The sequence below is a fragment of the Bacillus sp. NPDC094077 genome, from assembly GCF_050279465.1.
GTDB lineage: Bacteria > Bacillota > Bacilli > Bacillales > Bacillaceae_G > Bacillus_A.
The window spans coordinates 853,830-870,395 of record NZ_JBNNUF010000001.1 but is presented as its reverse complement, the minus strand read 5'-3'; the positions used below and the strand labels follow the sequence as shown (position 1 = coordinate 870,395).

The 16,566-nt window shown below is 36.1% G+C and carries 18 protein-coding genes and 1 pseudogene; 17 read left to right on the top strand and 2 right to left on the bottom strand.

Going from position 1 to position 16,566, the window contains the following annotated elements; genetic code table 11:
* Window positions 1–18 precede the first annotated feature (18 nt).
* The 5 genes from ACQKNR_RS04560 to ACQKNR_RS04540 all read left to right on the top strand — a co-directional run bounded on the left by ACQKNR_RS04560 (window position 19) and on the right by ACQKNR_RS04540 (window position 5,339).
* Entirely contained in the window at window positions 19–1,299 is a 1,281-nt protein-coding gene (locus tag ACQKNR_RS04560) for a peptidase U32 family protein (protein ID WP_000217969.1), read from the top strand.
* A gap of 17 nt (window positions 1,300–1,316) precedes the next feature.
* The gene (udk, locus tag ACQKNR_RS04555; protein WP_025147365.1) at window positions 1,317–1,955 is read left to right on the top strand and encodes a uridine kinase; all 639 of its coding nucleotides are present in this window, start codon (window positions 1,317–1,319) and stop codon (window positions 1,953–1,955) included.
* 277 nt (window positions 1,956–2,232) lie between these two features.
* Complete coding sequence (gene greA / locus ACQKNR_RS04550) at window positions 2,233–2,709, top strand: transcription elongation factor GreA (protein ID WP_427315665.1); 477 nt, start codon at window positions 2,233–2,235, stop codon at window positions 2,707–2,709.
* A gap of 94 nt (window positions 2,710–2,803) precedes the next feature.
* A complete protein-coding gene (locus ACQKNR_RS04545; protein WP_427315663.1) occupies window positions 2,804–4,558 on the top strand; it encodes a peptidoglycan D,D-transpeptidase FtsI family protein in 1,755 nt (584 codons plus the stop codon).
* A 130-nt stretch (window positions 4,559–4,688) separates the two neighbouring features.
* On the top strand, window positions 4,689–5,339 hold the full coding sequence (locus ACQKNR_RS04540) for a YrrS family protein (RefSeq protein WP_427315661.1): 651 nt from the start codon (window positions 4,689–4,691) through the stop codon (window positions 5,337–5,339).
* Window positions 5,340–5,374: 35 nt separating this feature from the next.
* Here ACQKNR_RS04540 and ACQKNR_RS04535 read toward each other — a convergent pair whose 3' ends face one another.
* Entirely contained in the window at window positions 5,375–5,590 is a 216-nt protein-coding gene (locus ACQKNR_RS04535) for a YrzA family protein (RefSeq protein WP_000010979.1), read from the bottom strand.
* Between the two features lie 136 nt (window positions 5,591–5,726).
* Between ACQKNR_RS04535 and ACQKNR_RS04530 the strand changes: the two genes are divergently transcribed.
* The 10 genes and pseudogenes from ACQKNR_RS04530 (at window position 5,727) to ACQKNR_RS04485 (ending at window position 14,538) form a co-directional block, all read left to right on the top strand.
* Window positions 5,727–6,365, top strand: a complete 639-nt coding sequence (locus ACQKNR_RS04530) for a class I SAM-dependent DNA methyltransferase (protein WP_098391019.1) — start codon at window positions 5,727–5,729, stop codon at window positions 6,363–6,365.
* A gap of 14 nt (window positions 6,366–6,379) precedes the next feature.
* Window positions 6,380–7,075, top strand: a complete 696-nt coding sequence (gene mtnN / locus ACQKNR_RS04525) for a 5'-methylthioadenosine/S-adenosylhomocysteine nucleosidase (RefSeq protein WP_001217025.1) — start codon at window positions 6,380–6,382, stop codon at window positions 7,073–7,075.
* An 82-nt stretch (window positions 7,076–7,157) separates the two neighbouring features.
* Entirely contained in the window at window positions 7,158–8,081 is a 924-nt protein-coding gene (locus ACQKNR_RS04520; RefSeq protein ID WP_427315659.1) for an O-acetylserine dependent cystathionine beta-synthase, read from the top strand.
* 3 nt (window positions 8,082–8,084) lie between these two features.
* Window positions 8,085–9,218: a bifunctional cystathionine gamma-lyase/homocysteine desulfhydrase gene (locus ACQKNR_RS04515; RefSeq protein ID WP_427315657.1), complete on the top strand. Its 1,134-nt coding sequence runs from the start codon at window positions 8,085–8,087 to the stop codon at window positions 9,216–9,218.
* Between the two features lie 259 nt (window positions 9,219–9,477).
* Window positions 9,478–12,081: a bifunctional acetaldehyde-CoA/alcohol dehydrogenase gene (gene adhE, locus ACQKNR_RS04510; protein ID WP_427315655.1), complete on the top strand. Its 2,604-nt coding sequence runs from the start codon at window positions 9,478–9,480 to the stop codon at window positions 12,079–12,081.
* A 126-nt stretch (window positions 12,082–12,207) separates the two neighbouring features.
* Window positions 12,208–12,435 (top strand): YrhC family protein, encoded by a 228-nt coding sequence (locus tag ACQKNR_RS04505; protein ID WP_427315653.1) that lies wholly within the window; start codon window positions 12,208–12,210, stop codon window positions 12,433–12,435.
* Between the two features lie 156 nt (window positions 12,436–12,591).
* Window positions 12,592–12,705 (top strand): annotated as a pseudogene (locus ACQKNR_RS04500) (ABC transporter substrate-binding protein); the annotation flags it as partial.
* Between the two features lie 271 nt (window positions 12,706–12,976).
* Window positions 12,977–13,504 carry a GNAT family N-acetyltransferase gene (locus tag ACQKNR_RS04495; protein WP_427315651.1) on the top strand — a complete coding sequence of 176 codons (528 nt, stop codon included), beginning with the start codon at window positions 12,977–12,979 and terminating at the stop codon, window positions 13,502–13,504.
* Window positions 13,505–13,575: 71 nt separating this feature from the next.
* Window positions 13,576–14,034 carry a GNAT family N-acetyltransferase gene (locus ACQKNR_RS04490; protein WP_427315649.1) on the top strand — a complete coding sequence of 153 codons (459 nt, stop codon included), beginning with the start codon at window positions 13,576–13,578 and terminating at the stop codon, window positions 14,032–14,034.
* A gap of 126 nt (window positions 14,035–14,160) precedes the next feature.
* Entirely contained in the window at window positions 14,161–14,538 is a 378-nt protein-coding gene (locus ACQKNR_RS04485) for a MaoC/PaaZ C-terminal domain-containing protein (RefSeq protein ID WP_000025008.1), read from the top strand.
* Window positions 14,539–14,575: 37 nt separating this feature from the next.
* On the opposite strand, the gene ACQKNR_RS04480 is transcribed toward ACQKNR_RS04485, so the two are convergent.
* Complete coding sequence (locus ACQKNR_RS04480) at window positions 14,576–15,121, bottom strand: helix-turn-helix domain-containing protein (RefSeq protein ID WP_427315647.1); 546 nt, start codon at window positions 15,119–15,121, stop codon at window positions 14,576–14,578.
* 157 nt (window positions 15,122–15,278) lie between these two features.
* Here ACQKNR_RS04480 and ACQKNR_RS04475 point away from each other — a divergent pair, with 157 nt between their 5' ends.
* Both ACQKNR_RS04475 and ACQKNR_RS04470 read left to right on the top strand, forming a co-directional pair.
* Window positions 15,279–15,683 carry a DoxX family protein gene (locus ACQKNR_RS04475; RefSeq protein WP_001071557.1) on the top strand — a complete coding sequence of 135 codons (405 nt, stop codon included), beginning with the start codon at window positions 15,279–15,281 and terminating at the stop codon, window positions 15,681–15,683.
* Between the two features lie 21 nt (window positions 15,684–15,704).
* Window positions 15,705–16,562, top strand: a complete 858-nt coding sequence (locus tag ACQKNR_RS04470) for a VOC family protein (protein WP_427315645.1) — start codon at window positions 15,705–15,707, stop codon at window positions 16,560–16,562.
* Window positions 16,563–16,566: the final 4 nt, after the last annotated feature.

Here is a 16,566-nt window from a genome sequence, read left to right as displayed (position 1 = left end):
ACGAGGAGGGTGTAGGAAATGACTGTACAAGAAATTTCACGAGTGATCGATGGCAAACGCGTTATTGTGAAGAAGCCTGAACTGTTAATCCCTGCGGGTAACTTAGAAAAATTAAAAGTAGCTATCCATTATGGGGCAGATGCTGTATATTTAGGTGGACAAGAATTTGGTCTTCGTTCGAACGCAGGTAACTTTACGCTAGAAGAAATGGCAGAAGGCGTTGAGTTCGCAAAGAAATATGGAGCAAAAATATACGTAACTACAAATATCTTTGCACATAATGAAAATATGGACGGGCTAGAGGAATATTTAAAAGGGATTGAAAAAGCTGGCGTAACGGGAATTATCGTTGCCGATCCGCTTATTATTGAGACGTGTAAACGTGTAGCGCCTTCTGTTGAGGTGCATTTAAGTACACAACAATCACTATCCAACTGGAAAGCAGCACAGTATTGGAAAGAAGAAGGTTTACATCGTCTTGTATTAGCTCGTGAAGCAAGCTATGAAGAGATGAAAGAAATTAAAGAAAAAGTGGATATTGAAATTGAAGCATTCGTCCATGGTGCAATGTGTATCGCATATTCAGGAAGATGTACATTAAGTAACCATATGACAGCGCGTGACTCTAACCGTGGTGGTTGTTGTCAATCTTGTCGCTGGGACTATGATTTAGTTCAAACGGTATCACAACATAAAGATGCAAAAGAGCTTCCTCTATTCCAAGAAGAAGATGCTCATTTTGCGATGAGTCCAAAAGATTTAAATTTAATTTTATCAATTCCGAAAATGATTGAAATTGGAATTGACAGCTTGAAAGTTGAAGGACGTATGAAATCTATCCATTACGTAGCGACTGTAGCAACTGTATATCGTAAAGTAATTGATGCGTATTGTGCGGATCCTGATAATTTTGAGTTTAAACAAGAATGGTTAGATGAGCTTGATAAATGTGCAAATCGTGATACAGCTCCTGCATTCTTTGAAGGGGTTCCAGGACATCAAGAGCAAATGTTTGGAAATCATAGTAAGAAAACAACGTATGATTTTGCTGGTTTAGTGTTAGATTATAATGAAGAAACGGGCATTGTAACGATTGAGCAACGTAATCATTTCAAACCAGGACATGAAGTTGAGTTCTTTGGACCAGAAATAGAAAACTTTACGCAGACGGTGGAGAAAATTTGGGATGAGGATGGAAACGAATTAGATGCAGCGAGACATCCGTTGCAAATCGTGAAATTCAAAGTGGATCAACCAGTGTATGTGAATAATATGATGCGCAAAAGCATACTTCAATAAGAAAGAGTGGTAGTCGAATGGGGACGAATAAGCCTGTTGTAATTGGAATTGCTGGTGGTTCAGGATCAGGTAAAACGAGTGTAACGAAAGCGATTTTTGACCATTTTCAAGGTCATTCTATTTTAATCTTAGAGCAAGATTATTATTATAAAGATCAAAGCCATTTACCAATGGAAGAACGTTTAAAAACAAATTATGATCATCCGCTTGCGTTTGATAATGATCTGTTAATTGAACATTTGCAGCAGTTGCTTGCATATGAGCAAATTGATAAGCCTGTATATGACTATACATTGCATACGCGTTCAGAAGAAATTATTCCAGTTGAGCCGAAAGATGTAATCATTTTAGAAGGAATTCTTATTTTAGAAGACCCACGTCTTTGTGAGTTAATGGACATTAAGCTATTCGTTGATACAGATGCGGATCTTCGTATTCTGCGCCGCATGCAGCGTGATATTAAAGAGCGCGGTCGTACGATGGATTCAGTTATTGATCAATACGTAAGTGTTGTACGTCCAATGCACAATCAATTTATTGAGCCTTCTAAGAAATTTGCGGATATTATTATCCCTGAAGGTGGACAAAACCACGTTGCGATTGATATTATGGTGACAAAAATTGCAACAATTCTTGAACAAAAAGTAAATTTGTAATAGCATAGTAAAAGATATACGATAGGAAGGGATTTTTTCCCTTCCTATCGAATACAATGAAACATGCAACCTCATCTATATATAGGTGAGGGCATATTTATATCAACTTTCCATACATATCTTCTTTATATAAAGAAGAATTGGAAATACGGGGTTGTATGTGACAACTCCGCTAGTGCAAGGGTACTAGAAACCTTCGCTAACAATGGAAGCGGAGGAGTTTTCATATGGAACTCCTCTTTTTTCGGGGGATTGGTATATAAAAGGAGTGGAAAATATGTCAACAGAAAAAACATACCCTATGACGCAAGAGGGTAAGCAAAAACTAGAGAACGAACTTGAGCAATTAAAAACAGTAAGACGTAAAGAAGTAGTAGAACGTATTAAAATCGCACGTAGCTTCGGAGACCTTTCTGAGAACTCTGAGTACGATGCGGCAAAAGATGAGCAAGCGTTCGTAGAAGGACGTATTACACAATTAGAAAATATGATTCGCAACGCAGTTATCATCCAAGATAATGGCGAAGAATCTACTGTTGTTACATTAGGTAAAACAGTAACATTTAAAGAGTTACCAGATGGAGATGAAGAGGCTTACACAATCGTAGGTAGCGCGGAAGCTGACCCGTTTGAAGGAAGAATTTCTAACGATTCTCCAATCGCAAAAAGCTTATTAGGTAAGCAAATTGGTGAGAAAGTAGCAATCCAAACACCAGGTGGAGAAATGCAAGTAGAGATTATCTCTGTAAAATAATAAAAAAATCACTCGTGTAAAAACGAGTGATTTTTTTTATTTGTATAAAAGATTAAACACTCCGTCCAAACTACAATAGACGAGGTGTTTTTTTATGGAAATAAAACGGAGAATTACAATTGTTTTAATTTGTTTTATAGGTGTAATGTTTTTATTACTTTGTCGCTTAATCCAAATACAGATTATAGATACTGAATCATTTACTGATCGAAATATCAACTTGATTGAAAGAAGCGTTACGCAACGAACACAATCACTTACAGTAGATGATGGAAGAGGACATTTTATTGATCGGAATGGTAAAAAAATTGGTGAAGAGAAATACCCAGTTTTAATTATTTTTCCATTTTTACAAATAAAAAATGACATGTTAGAGAAAATTGCGCATATCATTGGTGTGTCGAGACAAGAGATTAAAAGACAAATGAAAGATAAAAAAAATGCAATTATATTGCAAAGGGAAAATGGGCCATTTCAATTGGCACGAGAGCAGATGGAAAAGGTGAATCAATTAAATGTATTAGGTATTGTAGCAGCTGAAGTTCGATTAAAGCAAAACGGAGAGATAAATCATTTAATCGGTGAAGTGGGGGAGAATGAACGAGAATTTCAAAAGCGATATGGAGAAGTGAAAAAAATTTCAAAACAAACGCCAATTGGTATTTCCGGATTACAGCAATCATTTGATGAATTTTTATTGACTGATGGAGAGGCAAAAGTATTGTATCAAGTGGACCGGCAGGGAGAACCGATTTTCGGAAAGCAGGCGAAATACACTTCACCAGGAAATCCGTTCTATCCAGTTACGATTCAAACTACTTTACATAAAGAGTTGCAGCAAAAAGCAGAAGAGGTAATAGAATCCAGTGAAATAATGAAGGGAGGATTAGTATTACTTGATGTAAAGACAAATGAAATATTAGCGTTGGTCAGCAAACCATCTTTACAGGTGAAAAATGAAAAATTATATAAAGCTACACTTGAAAATCAAATGTTAACACCACATTTTCCTGGATCTGTTTTTAAAACAGTAGTTGCAGCTGCAACGATTGAGCAAAATGTAAAAGTGTTTAATCGTACATTTAATTGTAATAAAGATTTATATGGTGAAAAAGCCCCTCAAGTTATGATGGGGACACTCAGTTTTAAAGAAAGCTTTGCTAGAAGCTGTAACAGGACATTTTCAGAGTTAGGTAACGAGCTAATGCAAAAGGATAGGGATGTACTAGAAACGTACGTAGAAGCGTTAGGAGCCGCTGGAAAGATTGGTTGGAATGGTCCGGTATTTCATACATCTCGTTTCGAGCAAATGCCTGAGGAGAAGAGTGCTATTATTTGGGGGAGTGAAGAAAATAAAAATAGTAAGAAAGCGGTAGCGCAAACAGCAATTGGACAGAAAGATGTACGTATATCACCTCTAGCAATCGCAAATATGATGGCGACGATTGCTAGGAATGGAGAAAAGATGGAAGTGAAAGCTGTTGAAAAAATAGTGTATAAAAGTGGAAGTAACTTTTTTACATTTGAAAACCATAAATTAAATGGAAAACAGCTTTCTTATGAAACAGTGAAAACATTACAGGAGTTATTAAGAGGCGTTGTAACAGCAGAGAAAGGAACAGGAGCAGCATTCCGATCGTTACCACTAAGTGTCGCTGGAAAATCTGGGACGGCGCAAACAGGGAAAGGAACGAAGGTGAATCGCTGGTTTGCAGGCTATTTTCCATATGAAAATCCAAGATATGCTTTAGTTGTCGTTGATATAGAAACTGATAGCAATGTAAATAAAGTTACAACCATTTTCAAAGATATCGTAGAAGCAATCCATCAGTTAGAGAATGAAAAGTAATCTTGCAATTTATAGTGAAATTTATAGTGAAATGTTTTTATTTCATGAGAAAATATTATTGTAAATGTTCAACCTTTCTAGATTTAATGTTACAATAGCAAGTAGGAAAAACTGCATGGAGGTTTGAAGAATGGCAGGAGGATCTAGATTCCAACAGAAACAACAAAAACGTCGTCAAAACGGTGTTTTAAATATTGCAATCGCTATTGTATTAGTAGCAGTAGCTATTGTAGCATATCAATTGTTTGTTCCTGACACAAAAGAGCAAGCGTCTTCTAGTGATAAAAAGGTAGCTCAGCAAACAACAAAAGAAAATAAAGCTGAGAAAGCTAAAGGTAAAGAAGAGACGAAGAAGGACGAACAAGAGAAGACAGAGGCTAAGAAGAAGGAAGAAGAAGAGAAGCAAAAGGCTGAAGAAGAACAGAAGAAAGCTGAAGAAGAAGCGAAAGCTAACGAGAAAGTACCAGCTGAAAAAACACAGCCAAAGGCAACAGATGCTTATACGAAGCCTTCTTGGAAGCCAGTAGGTACAGAACAAGGTGCAACACCTGCGATGACGTTTAATAAAGGTACAGCAGATTGGAATGAGATGAATAAAGCGATTTCCGCTGCAATTGACGTTCCAGTAGAGCAATTAATTGTTCATAGAATCGGAAATAACGGTAAGAATAAAGCCTACGGTAATGTACAAGATAAGCAATCGGGTAAAAAGTATTATGTAAATATTGATTGGGTAGACAATGAGGGCTGGAAACCAGTGCTTGTTCAAACTCTAAACTAAAAAAGAGAAGCTCCTTGGGAGCTTCTCTTTTTTAGTTAGCGTAATTTCTTTAATTTAAAATGAACAACTGCGCTATAATACGGTCTTTTGCTTTCAGGATCCATAACCATTTGATGCGAGATGTGATGAACTTCAAGCATAAGTGCTTTATTATTATCGATTTGTTCACTAATTTTTCTTTCTAAAGAAGCTAAGTCTCCGGCTTCAAAAAATTCTATTTTATCTTCTAACATTTCAAAGGTAAATGACACGAAGATGCCCCCTCTCCTATGTAATCAACTACAGTGTAACAAAGAAAAGAAGGAAATACCATGTACATTTCAATTGACATTTTTGGAAAGAGGGAATATCATACTGATAAAACCGATAAGAAAAAGGGGAATTTTTATGGGTACAGAATTTAATGGTTTATTTGATGAGTGGGCTCATACGTACGACTCATTCGTACAAGGCGAAGATATACAATATAAAGAAGTTTTCGCCCATTATGAGGACATTTTAGAGGATGTAGTTAACAAGTCATTTGGTAACGTATTAGAATTTGGTGTTGGTACTGGCAATTTAACAAATAAATTATTACTTGCCGGTCGTACAGTTTACGGTATAGAGCCGTCGCGTGAAATGCGCATTATTGCAAAAGAGAAATTGCCAAAAGAGTTTTCTATTACAGAAGGTGATTTTCTTTCGTTTGAAGTTCCGAATTCAATTGATACCATTGTAAGCACCTATGCATTTCATCATTTAACAGATGATGAAAAAAATGTAGCTGTTGCGAAGTATAGTCAATTGCTAAACAAAGGTGGTAAAATAGTGTTTGCTGATACGATATTTGCAGATCAAGATGCATATGATAAAACTGTTGAAACAGCAAAACAAAGAGGATTTCACCAGTTAGCAAACGATTTGCAAACGGAATACTATACACGTATTCCGGTCATGCAGACTATATTTGAAAACAATGGCTTCCATGTAACGTTTACGAGATTAAATCATTTCGTTTGGGTAATGGAGGCAACTAAGCAATAGAAAGAGGGATTAGATTGAGAATTGCTGTAATTGGAGCAATGGAAGAAGAAGTACGTATTTTACGTGACAAATTAGAACAAGCAGAAACAGAAACGGTTGCAGGTTGTGAATTTACGAAAGGACTATTAGCAGGACACGAAGTAATCCTGTTAAAGTCTGGTATTGGTAAAGTAAATGCAGCGATGTCAACGACAATTTTATTAGAAAAATATAAGCCTGAAAAAGTAATTAATACTGGTTCAGCTGGTGGCTTCCATCATTCTCTAAATGTTGGTGATGTAGTTATTTCGACAGAAGTTCGTCACCATGACGTAGACGTAACAGCATTTAACTATGAATATGGTCAAGTACCAGGAATGCCGCCTGGATTTAAAGCTGATGAGGCATTAGTTGCATTAGCTGAAAAATGTATGCAAGCTGAAGAAAATATTCAAGTTGTAAAAGGTATGATTGCAACAGGTGATTCATTTATGAGTGATCCGAACCGCGTTGCAGCTATTCGTGATAAATTTGAAAATCTTTATGCAGTAGAAATGGAAGCGGCAGCTGTTGCACAAGTATGCCACCAATATGAAGTTCCGTTTGTGATCATTCGCGCACTTTCTGATATTGCTGGTAAAGAATCAAATGTTTCATTCGATCAATTTTTAGATCAAGCAGCTCTTCATTCTACAAACTTTATCGTAAAAGTACTAGAAGAGTTAAAGTAATGTAACAAAAAGGCAACTGTCTCATATAAAGAAAATACATACAGTTGCCTTTTCTTTATTGGCAAATAAGGGGGAGAACACGATGAATGTATATCGTGGAGTTCATGAGTTAATTGGTCATACACCAATTGTAGAAATTACTCGGTTTTCACTTCCAGAAGGGGTCCGTTTATTTGCGAAGCTTGAATTTTATAACCCAGGTGGAAGCGTTAAGGATCGTTTAGGAAGAGAATTAATCGAAGATGCGCTAGAAAAAGGGCTTGTTACCCAGGGCGGAACAATTATTGAACCGACTGCTGGAAATACTGGTATTGGACTGGCACTTGCAGCGTTAGAACATGATTTACGTGTTATTGTTTGTGTACCAGAGAAGTTTAGTATTGAAAAACAAGAATTAATGAAAGCATTAGGTGCAACAGTCGTGCATACACCGACTGAGCAAGGAATGACCGGAGCAATTGCAAAAGCAAAAGAGTTAGTAAATGAAATACCGAATTCATACTCTCCAAGTCAGTTTGCGAATGAAGCAAACCCGCGTGCTTATTTCAAAACACTAGGTCCTGAACTGTGGGATGCATTGAATGGAGAGATTAACATATTTGTTGCTGGAGCGGGAACCGGCGGTACATTTATGGGAACTGCATCTTATTTGAAAGAAAAAAATATAGATATTAAAACAGTTATTGTAGAACCAGAAGGATCTATTTTAAATGGTGGTAAAGCTGGTTCACATGAAACAGAAGGAATTGGTCTTGAATTCATTCCGCCATTTTTGAAAACATCTTATTTTGATGAAATTCATACGATTTCTGATCGAAATGCATTTTTACGAGTAAAAGAATTAGCGCAAAAAGAAGGCCTTCTCGTTGGGAGCTCTTCAGGAGCAGCATTTCATGCCAGCTTACTGGAGGCAGAAAAAGCAACACCAGGTACAAATATTGTAACGATTTTTCCTGATAGTAGTGAGCGCTATTTAAGTAAAGACATATACAAAGGATGGGAATAAAAAATGAGAGCAAAGACAAAGTTAATTCATGGTATTCGCATAGGAGAACCTTCAACTGGATCTGTAAACGTACCGATTTATCAAACAAGTACGTATAAACAAGAAGCAGTTGGTAAGCATCAAGGATATGAATATTCACGTACAGGCAACCCAACACGTGCAGCTTTAGAAGAAATGATTGCCGTATTAGAAAACGGTCATGCTGGATTTGCATTTGGTTCTGGAATGGCTGCTATTACAGCAACAATTATGTTGTTCTCAAAAGGTGACCACGTTATTTTAACAGATGATGTTTATGGCGGAACGTACCGTGTTATTACGAAAGTGTTAAACCGCTTCGGTATTGAGCATACATTTGTAGATACAACAAACCTAGAGGAAGTTGTAGAAGCAATTCGTCCAAATACGAAAGCGATCTATGTGGAAACACCAACGAATCCATTACTAAAAATTACTGATATTAAGAAAATATCTACTCTTGCTAAAGAGAAAGATTTATTAACAATTATAGATAACACATTCATGACGCCATATTGGCAGTCGCCGATTTCTTTAGGAGCAGACATTGTACTTCATAGTGCAACGAAATATTTAGGAGGTCATAGTGACGTAGTTGCAGGCCTAGTAGTTGTAAATAGCCCGCAACTAGCAGAAGACCTTCACTTTGTACAAAACTCAACAGGAGGTATTCTTGGTCCACAAGATAGCTTCTTACTACTTCGTGGGTTAAAAACTTTAGGAATTCGTATGGAAGAACATGAAACGAATTCACGTGCAATTGCTGAGTTTTTAAATAATCACCCAAAAGTAAATAAAGTATATTATCCAGGTCTTGCATCACATCAAAATCACGAATTAGCAACAGAACAAGCGAACGGATTTGGTGCCATTATCTCATTTGATGTAGATAGTGAAGAAACGCTAAATAATGTACTTGAGAAATTACAATATTTTACGCTTGCTGAAAGTTTAGGAGCAGTAGAAAGTTTAATTTCTATCCCATCTCAAATGACACATGCATCAATTCCAGCAGATCGCCGCAAAGAATTAGGAATTACAGATACATTAATTCGTATTTCTGTCGGTATTGAAGATGGTGAAGATTTAATTGAAGATTTAGCACAGGCACTAGCATAATAAAAATGCACTGCTCATATATAGCAGTGCATTTTTATTATATATTTTGTGAAATGTTTCACAAAATAGACATACACAAATAAAATGATTTCGTGTATATTGAATTCATGAAATGTTACTCACGAATAAACTTGTGAAATGTTTCACAAACAATGGGATTCATGTAGGAAGGCAGCTCTATTTTTTTACACTATTCGGGACTTATTGTGACCTATAGGGGCAAATAAGGGCCGTAATAGTAGAATAGGAGGAAATTTACATGGTAGTCAAAGAGAAAGTTGTAAATGAAATGCAGGAAGTAAAAGAAATGATTGATACGTTAGTGAATAACGGTCAAAAAGCTTTAAAAGCATTAGAAGGTTTTACACAAGAGCAAATTGACAACATTGTTCATGAAATGGCACTAGCAGGTGTTGATCAACATATGCCGCTTGCGAAATTGGCTGTTGAAGAAACGGGCCGTGGTGTATATGAAGACAAATGCATAAAAAATATATTTGCTACTGAATATATTTGGCATAGTATAAAGAAAGATAAAACGGTAGGAATTATTCATGAAGATCCTCATGAAGAAATAATAGAAATTGCGGAACCAGTTGGTGTAGTAGCAGGGGTAACGCCAGTAACGAATCCAACGTCGACAACAATGTTTAAAGCGTTAATTGCAATAAAAACAAGAAATCCAATTATTTTTGCATTCCACCCTTCTGCACAAAACTGCTCCGTCGCAGCGGCGAAAACAGTATATGATGCAGCAGTGAAAGCTGGTGCACCAAAACACTGTATTCAATGGATTGAAAAACCGTCTGTCGAAGCAACGAAACAATTAATGAACCATGAGGGTGTTGCACTTGTTCTAGCAACTGGAGGAGCAGGGATGGTGAAATCAGCGTACTCAACTGGGAAACCAGCACTAGGTGTAGGGCCCGGTAATGTACCGTGTTATATAGAGAAATCGGCACATGTAAAACGAGCTGTTAATGATTTAATTTTATCGAAAACATTTGATAACGGTATGATTTGTGCATCGGAACAAGCAATCATTATCGATAAGGAAATCTATGATGATGTTAAAATAGAAATGACTGCAAACAATTGTTATTTCGTAACAGAGGAAGAGAGAAGAAAATTAGAAAAGCTTGTTATTAATGAAAATACATGTGCGGTAAATAGTGATATTGTAGGAAAATCCGCACAGTATATTGCGGAACTGGTTGGGATTACTGTTCCTGAACATACAAAAATGCTTGTAGCTGAAATTCAAGGTATTGGAGCAGCATATCCGTTATCTCGTGAGAAACTGAGCCCAGTATTAGCTTGTGTAAAAGCAAATTCATTAGAAGAAGGATTTGCATATTGCGAAGAAATGTTGAACCTTGGTGGTCTAGGACATTCAGCGGTCATTCATTCTACAAACAAAGAAGTGCAAAAGCAATTTGGTTTACGTATGAAGGCTTGTCGTCTCATTGTAAATGCACCTTCATCACAAGGTGGAATAGGGGATATATATAATGGATTTATTCCATCACTTACGCTTGGCTGTGGTTCTTACGGGAAAAACTCAGTTTCACAAAACGTAACAGCGACTCATTTATTAAATATAAAAAGGCTGGCAAATAGAAAAAAGAATATGCAGTGGTTCAAATTACCACCGAAAATTTATTTTGAAAAACATGCTACAGCATATTTAGCAAACATGCCTAACATTTCACGTGCATTTATTGTAACGGATCCAGGCATGGTTGAGCACGGCTATGTCGATACAGTTACACACTATTTACGTAAACATGCCAATGATGTGAAAGTTGAAGTTTTCTTTGAGGTTGAGCCAGATCCATCAGATGAAACTGTATTTAAAGGTGCGGATATGATGAAAAGCTTTAAGCCTGATGTAATTATCGCGCTTGGTGGTGGTTCAGCTATGGATGCAGCAAAAGGAATGTGGCTTTTCTATGAGCACCCAGAAACAACATTTTATGGAATTAAACAGAAGTTTTTAGATATAAGAAAACGTACATGTAAATATCCGAACTTAGGAAATAAAGCACAATTTGTTGCAATTCCAACAACATCAGGGACAGGATCAGAAGTGACACCATTTGCGGTTATTACAGATAAGAAAAATAATATAAAATATCCGCTTGCGGATTATGAATTAACACCAGATGTAGCAATTGTTGATCCGCAATTTGTAATGACAGTACCGCCTCATGTAACAGCAGATACTGGCATGGACGTATTAACGCATGCGATTGAGGCGTATGTGTCTGTTATGTCAAATGACTATACAGATGGATTAGCATTAAAAGCAATTGACCTTGTATTTAAATATTTACCGAGGGCATATAAAGATGGAAATGATGAAGAAGCGCGAGAAAAAATGCATAATGCTTCCGCAATCGCAGGGATGGCATTTGCAAATGCTTTCCTCGGTATTAATCACAGTTTAGCACATAAAATTGGACCAGAATTCCATATTCCGCACGGACGCGCAAATGCAATTCTTATGCCGCATGTAGTTCGATATAACGCTATTAAGCCAAGAAAACATGCGTTGTTCCCAAAATATGAGCATTTTGTAGCAGATGAACGCTATGCACATATTGCGAGAATGCTCGGGCTTCCAGCAAGTTCAACAGCAGAAGGGGTGGAATCACTTGTCCAAGCAATTATTGAGCTTGGAAAAAGCTTGAATATCAATATGAGTATTGCAGGACAAGGAGTTGATAAAGAGCAATTTGAAGAGGTTGTTGGAGTATTAGCGGAAAGAGCTTTTGAAGATCAATGCACAACAGCTAATCCAAAATTACCGCTCATTTCGGAATTGAAAGAAATTTATATGGAAGCATATAAAGGTGTGTAATAGATATGAAAGAGTCGCAATGAAGCGGCTCTTTTTCTTTTGGAAAACATCTCCCAGAATGGCTCTATTTACTTGTCTTTCAGTTTAATAGAATATGATACAGTGAAATGGAGGAGTGAGAATATAATGAAAGAATTACAAGGGAAAATAGAAGATTATACTCGGTTTGGACAAATCCTTCTCGCTGTAAGTACATTGTTAATGGTTGGCTTATTGATTCCGAATGGAGCAAAAGAAACGATACAATTTTTTGTTATGATGGGGAGCATCGTTATATTTTTAAGTTTATCATTCTTTTTCTTTCAGCGTGTGAAAGTGATGCGTGATCAGTTAGAGGAAAATAAATGTGAGTAATATGGTTAAATAGAGCGCTACGAAAAGAACGAATCTTTTTGTAGCGCTTTTTACTTTTTGTAAAAAATGTATGTGTTTTATATTGACAGCGATAAGCTTTATCGATTAGAGTGGAGTAGTAGTTAATGATTATCATTATCAATTATAAGTGAAAGAATGAAAAAATCTATTACGCTATTCACAGCGATTTTGTCTATTTTTTTCTTATTGATAGGTTGCAATGCAAAGGGAACCGAAAAAGCATCTGCAACCAAAACAGAAAAAAGTTCTTATGTGCGGTAAACTTTTCACTTTAAAACAATTTGGAAAGTTTACCGCCCGTTAGAACGGGATAAGTATCTAGTATATTTGAAAATCCTACACCCCCCTCAATTGTAGTTTTCTTTTTGCTAGTTATGATATGGATGCAGTAGATAATAGTTGTCTACTGCTTTTTTATGTTTATAAAAATTGAATATTCTATATTTTTGTGTTGGTTCATTTATAATAGAGAGTAACACTTATTATACATACAAAATATGATCGTGTAATAAAGAACAAAATGGTAGGAAGGAGTTTAAAAATGTTCCATACAGATCGCTTACAATTTCGCAAATATACAATGGATGATTTACAGTTCTACGCTTCGTTATGGGGAAACGAGAAGGTAATGCGCTATATTGGAAATGGAACGTTAAAAACATATATGCAATGTAAAAAAAGCTTGGAGGAGTGGGTGCTTCCTAGTTATAAAAATGGCCTTGGTTTATTTGTAATGATTGAAAAGGAAACAGGAATACGAATTGGCCATGCGGGGCTAGTAAGGCAGAAGGTAGATGGAAAAGAGGAAATTGAAATTGGATATTGGTTACTTCCTCAGTATTGGGGGAAAGGGTATGCGAAAGAAGCAGCGGCGGCATTTCGGGACTATGGTTTCCAAGCATTACAAATGAATAAATTAATTTCTCTCATTAACCCGAATCATCCGGCATCAATATTTGTTGCTAGAAAAACAGGACTTACTTACGAGAAAACAACTTCCTTTCATGGAATGGATGTTCTTGTCTATTCAATTAAGCGAGTTGGATGAAAAAATTACTTTTTTAAAAGGTAAATTGCATCTTTTGAAGAATGGTATATAAAAATAAAAGGGGGGATTAAATGTATATTTATCATAATGGATTTATTATTCGTGAGGGAACGAACGGAGTACCAGCATATGCAATTAAAACTTTGTTTGAAGATGCTGGTTGGAGCAATGATAATATCCCTTCTTGGCAAATTGAAAAATTTGCAATAGCATTTGAAAATTCAACATGGGCTTTCACAATTTGGGATGAAGAAGAGATGATTGCTATGGTTAGAGTTATTTCTGATCAAATTATGGTCGCGAACATATTGAATTTAGTTGTGAAGTGTGAATATAGGGGAAAGGGATTAGGTAAAAAACTTGTAGCTCTTTGTTTGCAAAAACTTCCCCACGGTGATTGGTTTGCGCATACATCTGCGAACAATTTTGATTTTTATAGAAGTTGTGGGTTTGAAGTTAGAGAGTTATCGAGAAATGGTACATGTGCGTACTATGGATACCAAGTAGCAAAAAGGGATGGTCATCGATAAATGAGCGAAAAGTATAGAAAAATTATAGTGAAGTAATCCTGATTTTATTTTCATAATAGAAAATGAATTAAGGCTCATTTTATGATAAAATGAAAGAAAATTCAGTTTATTATTAGGGGGATAAAAATGAGTATAAAAGTTGGGGATGTATTTAAATATGAAAGAAGATTTACTGAGGAAGAAGTTTTTGAATTTGCGAATATTACAGGAGATAAAGGTAGGCATCATATGGAATATGATGAAAATGGAAGATTAATGGTCCATGGTTTATTGACTGCTAGCATTGGAACGAAAGTAGGCGAAGAGTTACATTACATAGCGAGAGAATTAGTAAGTGAGTTTATTAGGCCAGTCTTTACAGGAGATACGATTACTTGTGAATTAACATTAACAAATATTGAGCAGATGGAAGGATATAAAAAAGTTTCAATCGAGTCAGTTTATCGCAATCAACATGAAAAGACTGTGCTAGTTGGGACAAGTTATGGAATTATAAGGGGATAAAAAAGAAGCCTGTAAATCAGGCTTCTTTTTTTGCCATTTAGTAAACACGTTTTCGATTTTCCGCATGACTAGAGATAAGCAATAATGCAGTTTCTTCCCCTATATTACGAACAATATGAGGAACACATGCATTCCAGGAGAAGGAATCACCTTCTTCTACAATCGCAATATCTTCGCCATGCTGCACTTCAAGTTTTCCGCGTAATACAAGGTGACATTCTTCCCCTTCATGAGCATTTGGTGAGTTTTCTTTCGGAAACCCGGTAGGAATTTCTACTAGAGATAGGCGAAGGCCACCTTGCTCCGCAACATGCTCAATTCTTTGTTCATCTTTTCCATACACACTGTATTTACGTTCTTCTTTTTTAACAATTTTTAAACGATCTCTTTGTTCTAACAATAAATAGGGAAGGGGAACGCTTAAAAAATTAGAGATCGTTTCTAAAGTTGAGATAGAAGGCGAAGTTTTATTATTTTCAACTTGACTCATAAAACCTTTAGAAAGACCTGTTCCCTCACAAATTTGTGCAATTGTTATGCCTCTACGTTGACGAATTTCACGTATTGCAGAACCAATGTTCATAAAAATCAAGCTCCTTTTTGTAAACAGCTATTTGTATCATAGCAAAAAAAATATATTTTTTCCCAATAAAAATGGATTGACGAATAAAAAAATTTAGTGTATGTTTTGTAATGTAAATAAAAGTTTTGTATAAGAAAACTATAAAGGAGAGAAAGAAATGAATCAACATATCGGTAACTTAATTATTCGTATCGTGTTAGGGGTAACATTCTTTATGCACGGTTTAACAAAATTCCAATCGGGAATTGACAATATTGCAGGATGGTTTACAAGTATTGGTTTACCAGGAGGACTTGCATACGGTGTAGCAACTGTTGAATTAGTGGGTGGTCTATTGTTAATTCTAGGTTTAGGTGTAAGATATATCGGATTGTTATTTGCACTTGTTATGGTTGGAGCAATTGTAAAAGTAAAATGGTCAGCTGGTTTGTTAGGAGACGGAAAAAATCCTGGATTTGAGTTAGAACTTGCATTATTAGCAATGGGTGCTTATTTATTTGTTGCGAAAGCTGACGGTTTTGTAGATAATTTCTTAAAAGAGAAAATGTCAAAGAAGAACTAATTTAAATGGGGGTATAACAAGATGAGCTTTCAACTTCATCCCGAAACAACACTCGGTGTTGTTCATTTATACGTATCAAATATAAAGAAATCACTAGATTTTTATACGGAAGTACTAAGTATGAAAGTGCTAAAAGAAGAGGAAACAGTCGTTACATTTGGGAATGAAAATGACGAACCACTCCTTATCATTGAAGAAAAGAAAGAAGCTTTACCAAAGCAAAGAGGGAGAACAGGGTTATATCATTACGCAATTTTATTACCAAACAGACAGGACTTAGCAAACATTCTTCGTCACCTTGTAGAGATGGTATATCCACTGCACGGCGGAGCCGATCATTACTTTAGTGAAGCTCTTTATTTAGCTGATCCAGATGGAAACGGGATTGAAATTTATCATGATCGCCAAAAAGAAGTTTGGCGTGATGAGAATGGAGAGCTACCATTTGTTAGTAACCCATTAGCTGGTGAAGAATTATTGCAGCAAGGAAATACATGGAATGGATTTCCGGTTGGTACTGTGATGGGGCATATTCATTTCCATGTAGCTGATTTAGAGGAAGCGAAACGTTTCTATGTTGATGGTCTTGGTTTTGAAGTAACCATCCCAGCTCGTAATGGAGCATTGTTCGTATCCGCAGGTGGTTATCATCACCATATCGGTTTAAATACGTGGCAAGGTGAAGGGATACCACCACAAATGCCAAATTCCGTTGGCTTGAAATATTTCACACTTGTACTAGCAGATGAAAAACAAAAAGAGCAAGTATGTGAAAGCTTAAAAAATATTGGCGTGATTGCTACGTACAAAGATGGAATGTTACAAGTTAATGATCCATTTGGACATTGTATACATTTTAAAGTAAAAGGAGAAGCCTAAAAAG

What these genes read in the sequence shown, in the direction of transcription:
- ACQKNR_RS04560 (WP_000217969.1), top strand. Translation starts at nt 19, where the DNA reads ATGACTGTACAAGAAATTTCACGAGTGATCGATGGCAAACGCGTTATT.
- udk (WP_025147365.1), top strand. Translation starts at nt 1,317, where the DNA reads ATGGGGACGAATAAGCCTGTTGTAATTGGAATTGCTGGTGGTTCAGGA.
- greA (WP_427315665.1), top strand. Translation starts at nt 2,233, where the DNA reads ATGTCAACAGAAAAAACATACCCTATGACGCAAGAGGGTAAGCAAAAA.
- ACQKNR_RS04545 (WP_427315663.1), top strand. Translation starts at nt 2,804, where the DNA reads ATGGAAATAAAACGGAGAATTACAATTGTTTTAATTTGTTTTATAGGT.
- ACQKNR_RS04540 (WP_427315661.1), top strand. Translation starts at nt 4,689, where the DNA reads ATGGCAGGAGGATCTAGATTCCAACAGAAACAACAAAAACGTCGTCAA.
- ACQKNR_RS04530 (WP_098391019.1), top strand. Translation starts at nt 5,727, where the DNA reads ATGGGTACAGAATTTAATGGTTTATTTGATGAGTGGGCTCATACGTAC.
- ACQKNR_RS04520 (WP_427315659.1), top strand. Translation starts at nt 7,158, where the DNA reads ATGAATGTATATCGTGGAGTTCATGAGTTAATTGGTCATACACCAATT.
- ACQKNR_RS04515 (WP_427315657.1), top strand. Translation starts at nt 8,085, where the DNA reads ATGAGAGCAAAGACAAAGTTAATTCATGGTATTCGCATAGGAGAACCT.
- adhE (WP_427315655.1), top strand. Translation starts at nt 9,478, where the DNA reads ATGGTAGTCAAAGAGAAAGTTGTAAATGAAATGCAGGAAGTAAAAGAA.
- ACQKNR_RS04505 (WP_427315653.1), top strand. Translation starts at nt 12,208, where the DNA reads ATGAAAGAATTACAAGGGAAAATAGAAGATTATACTCGGTTTGGACAA.
- ACQKNR_RS04495 (WP_427315651.1), top strand. Translation starts at nt 12,977, where the DNA reads ATGGTAGGAAGGAGTTTAAAAATGTTCCATACAGATCGCTTACAATTT.
- ACQKNR_RS04490 (WP_427315649.1), top strand. Translation starts at nt 13,576, where the DNA reads ATGTATATTTATCATAATGGATTTATTATTCGTGAGGGAACGAACGGA.
- ACQKNR_RS04485 (WP_000025008.1), top strand. Translation starts at nt 14,161, where the DNA reads ATGAGTATAAAAGTTGGGGATGTATTTAAATATGAAAGAAGATTTACT.
- ACQKNR_RS04480 (WP_427315647.1), bottom strand. Translation starts at nt 15,121, where the DNA reads ATGAACATTGGTTCTGCAATACGTGAAATTCGTCAACGTAGAGGCATA.
- ACQKNR_RS04475 (WP_001071557.1), top strand. Translation starts at nt 15,279, where the DNA reads ATGAATCAACATATCGGTAACTTAATTATTCGTATCGTGTTAGGGGTA.
- ACQKNR_RS04470 (WP_427315645.1), top strand. Translation starts at nt 15,705, where the DNA reads ATGAGCTTTCAACTTCATCCCGAAACAACACTCGGTGTTGTTCATTTA.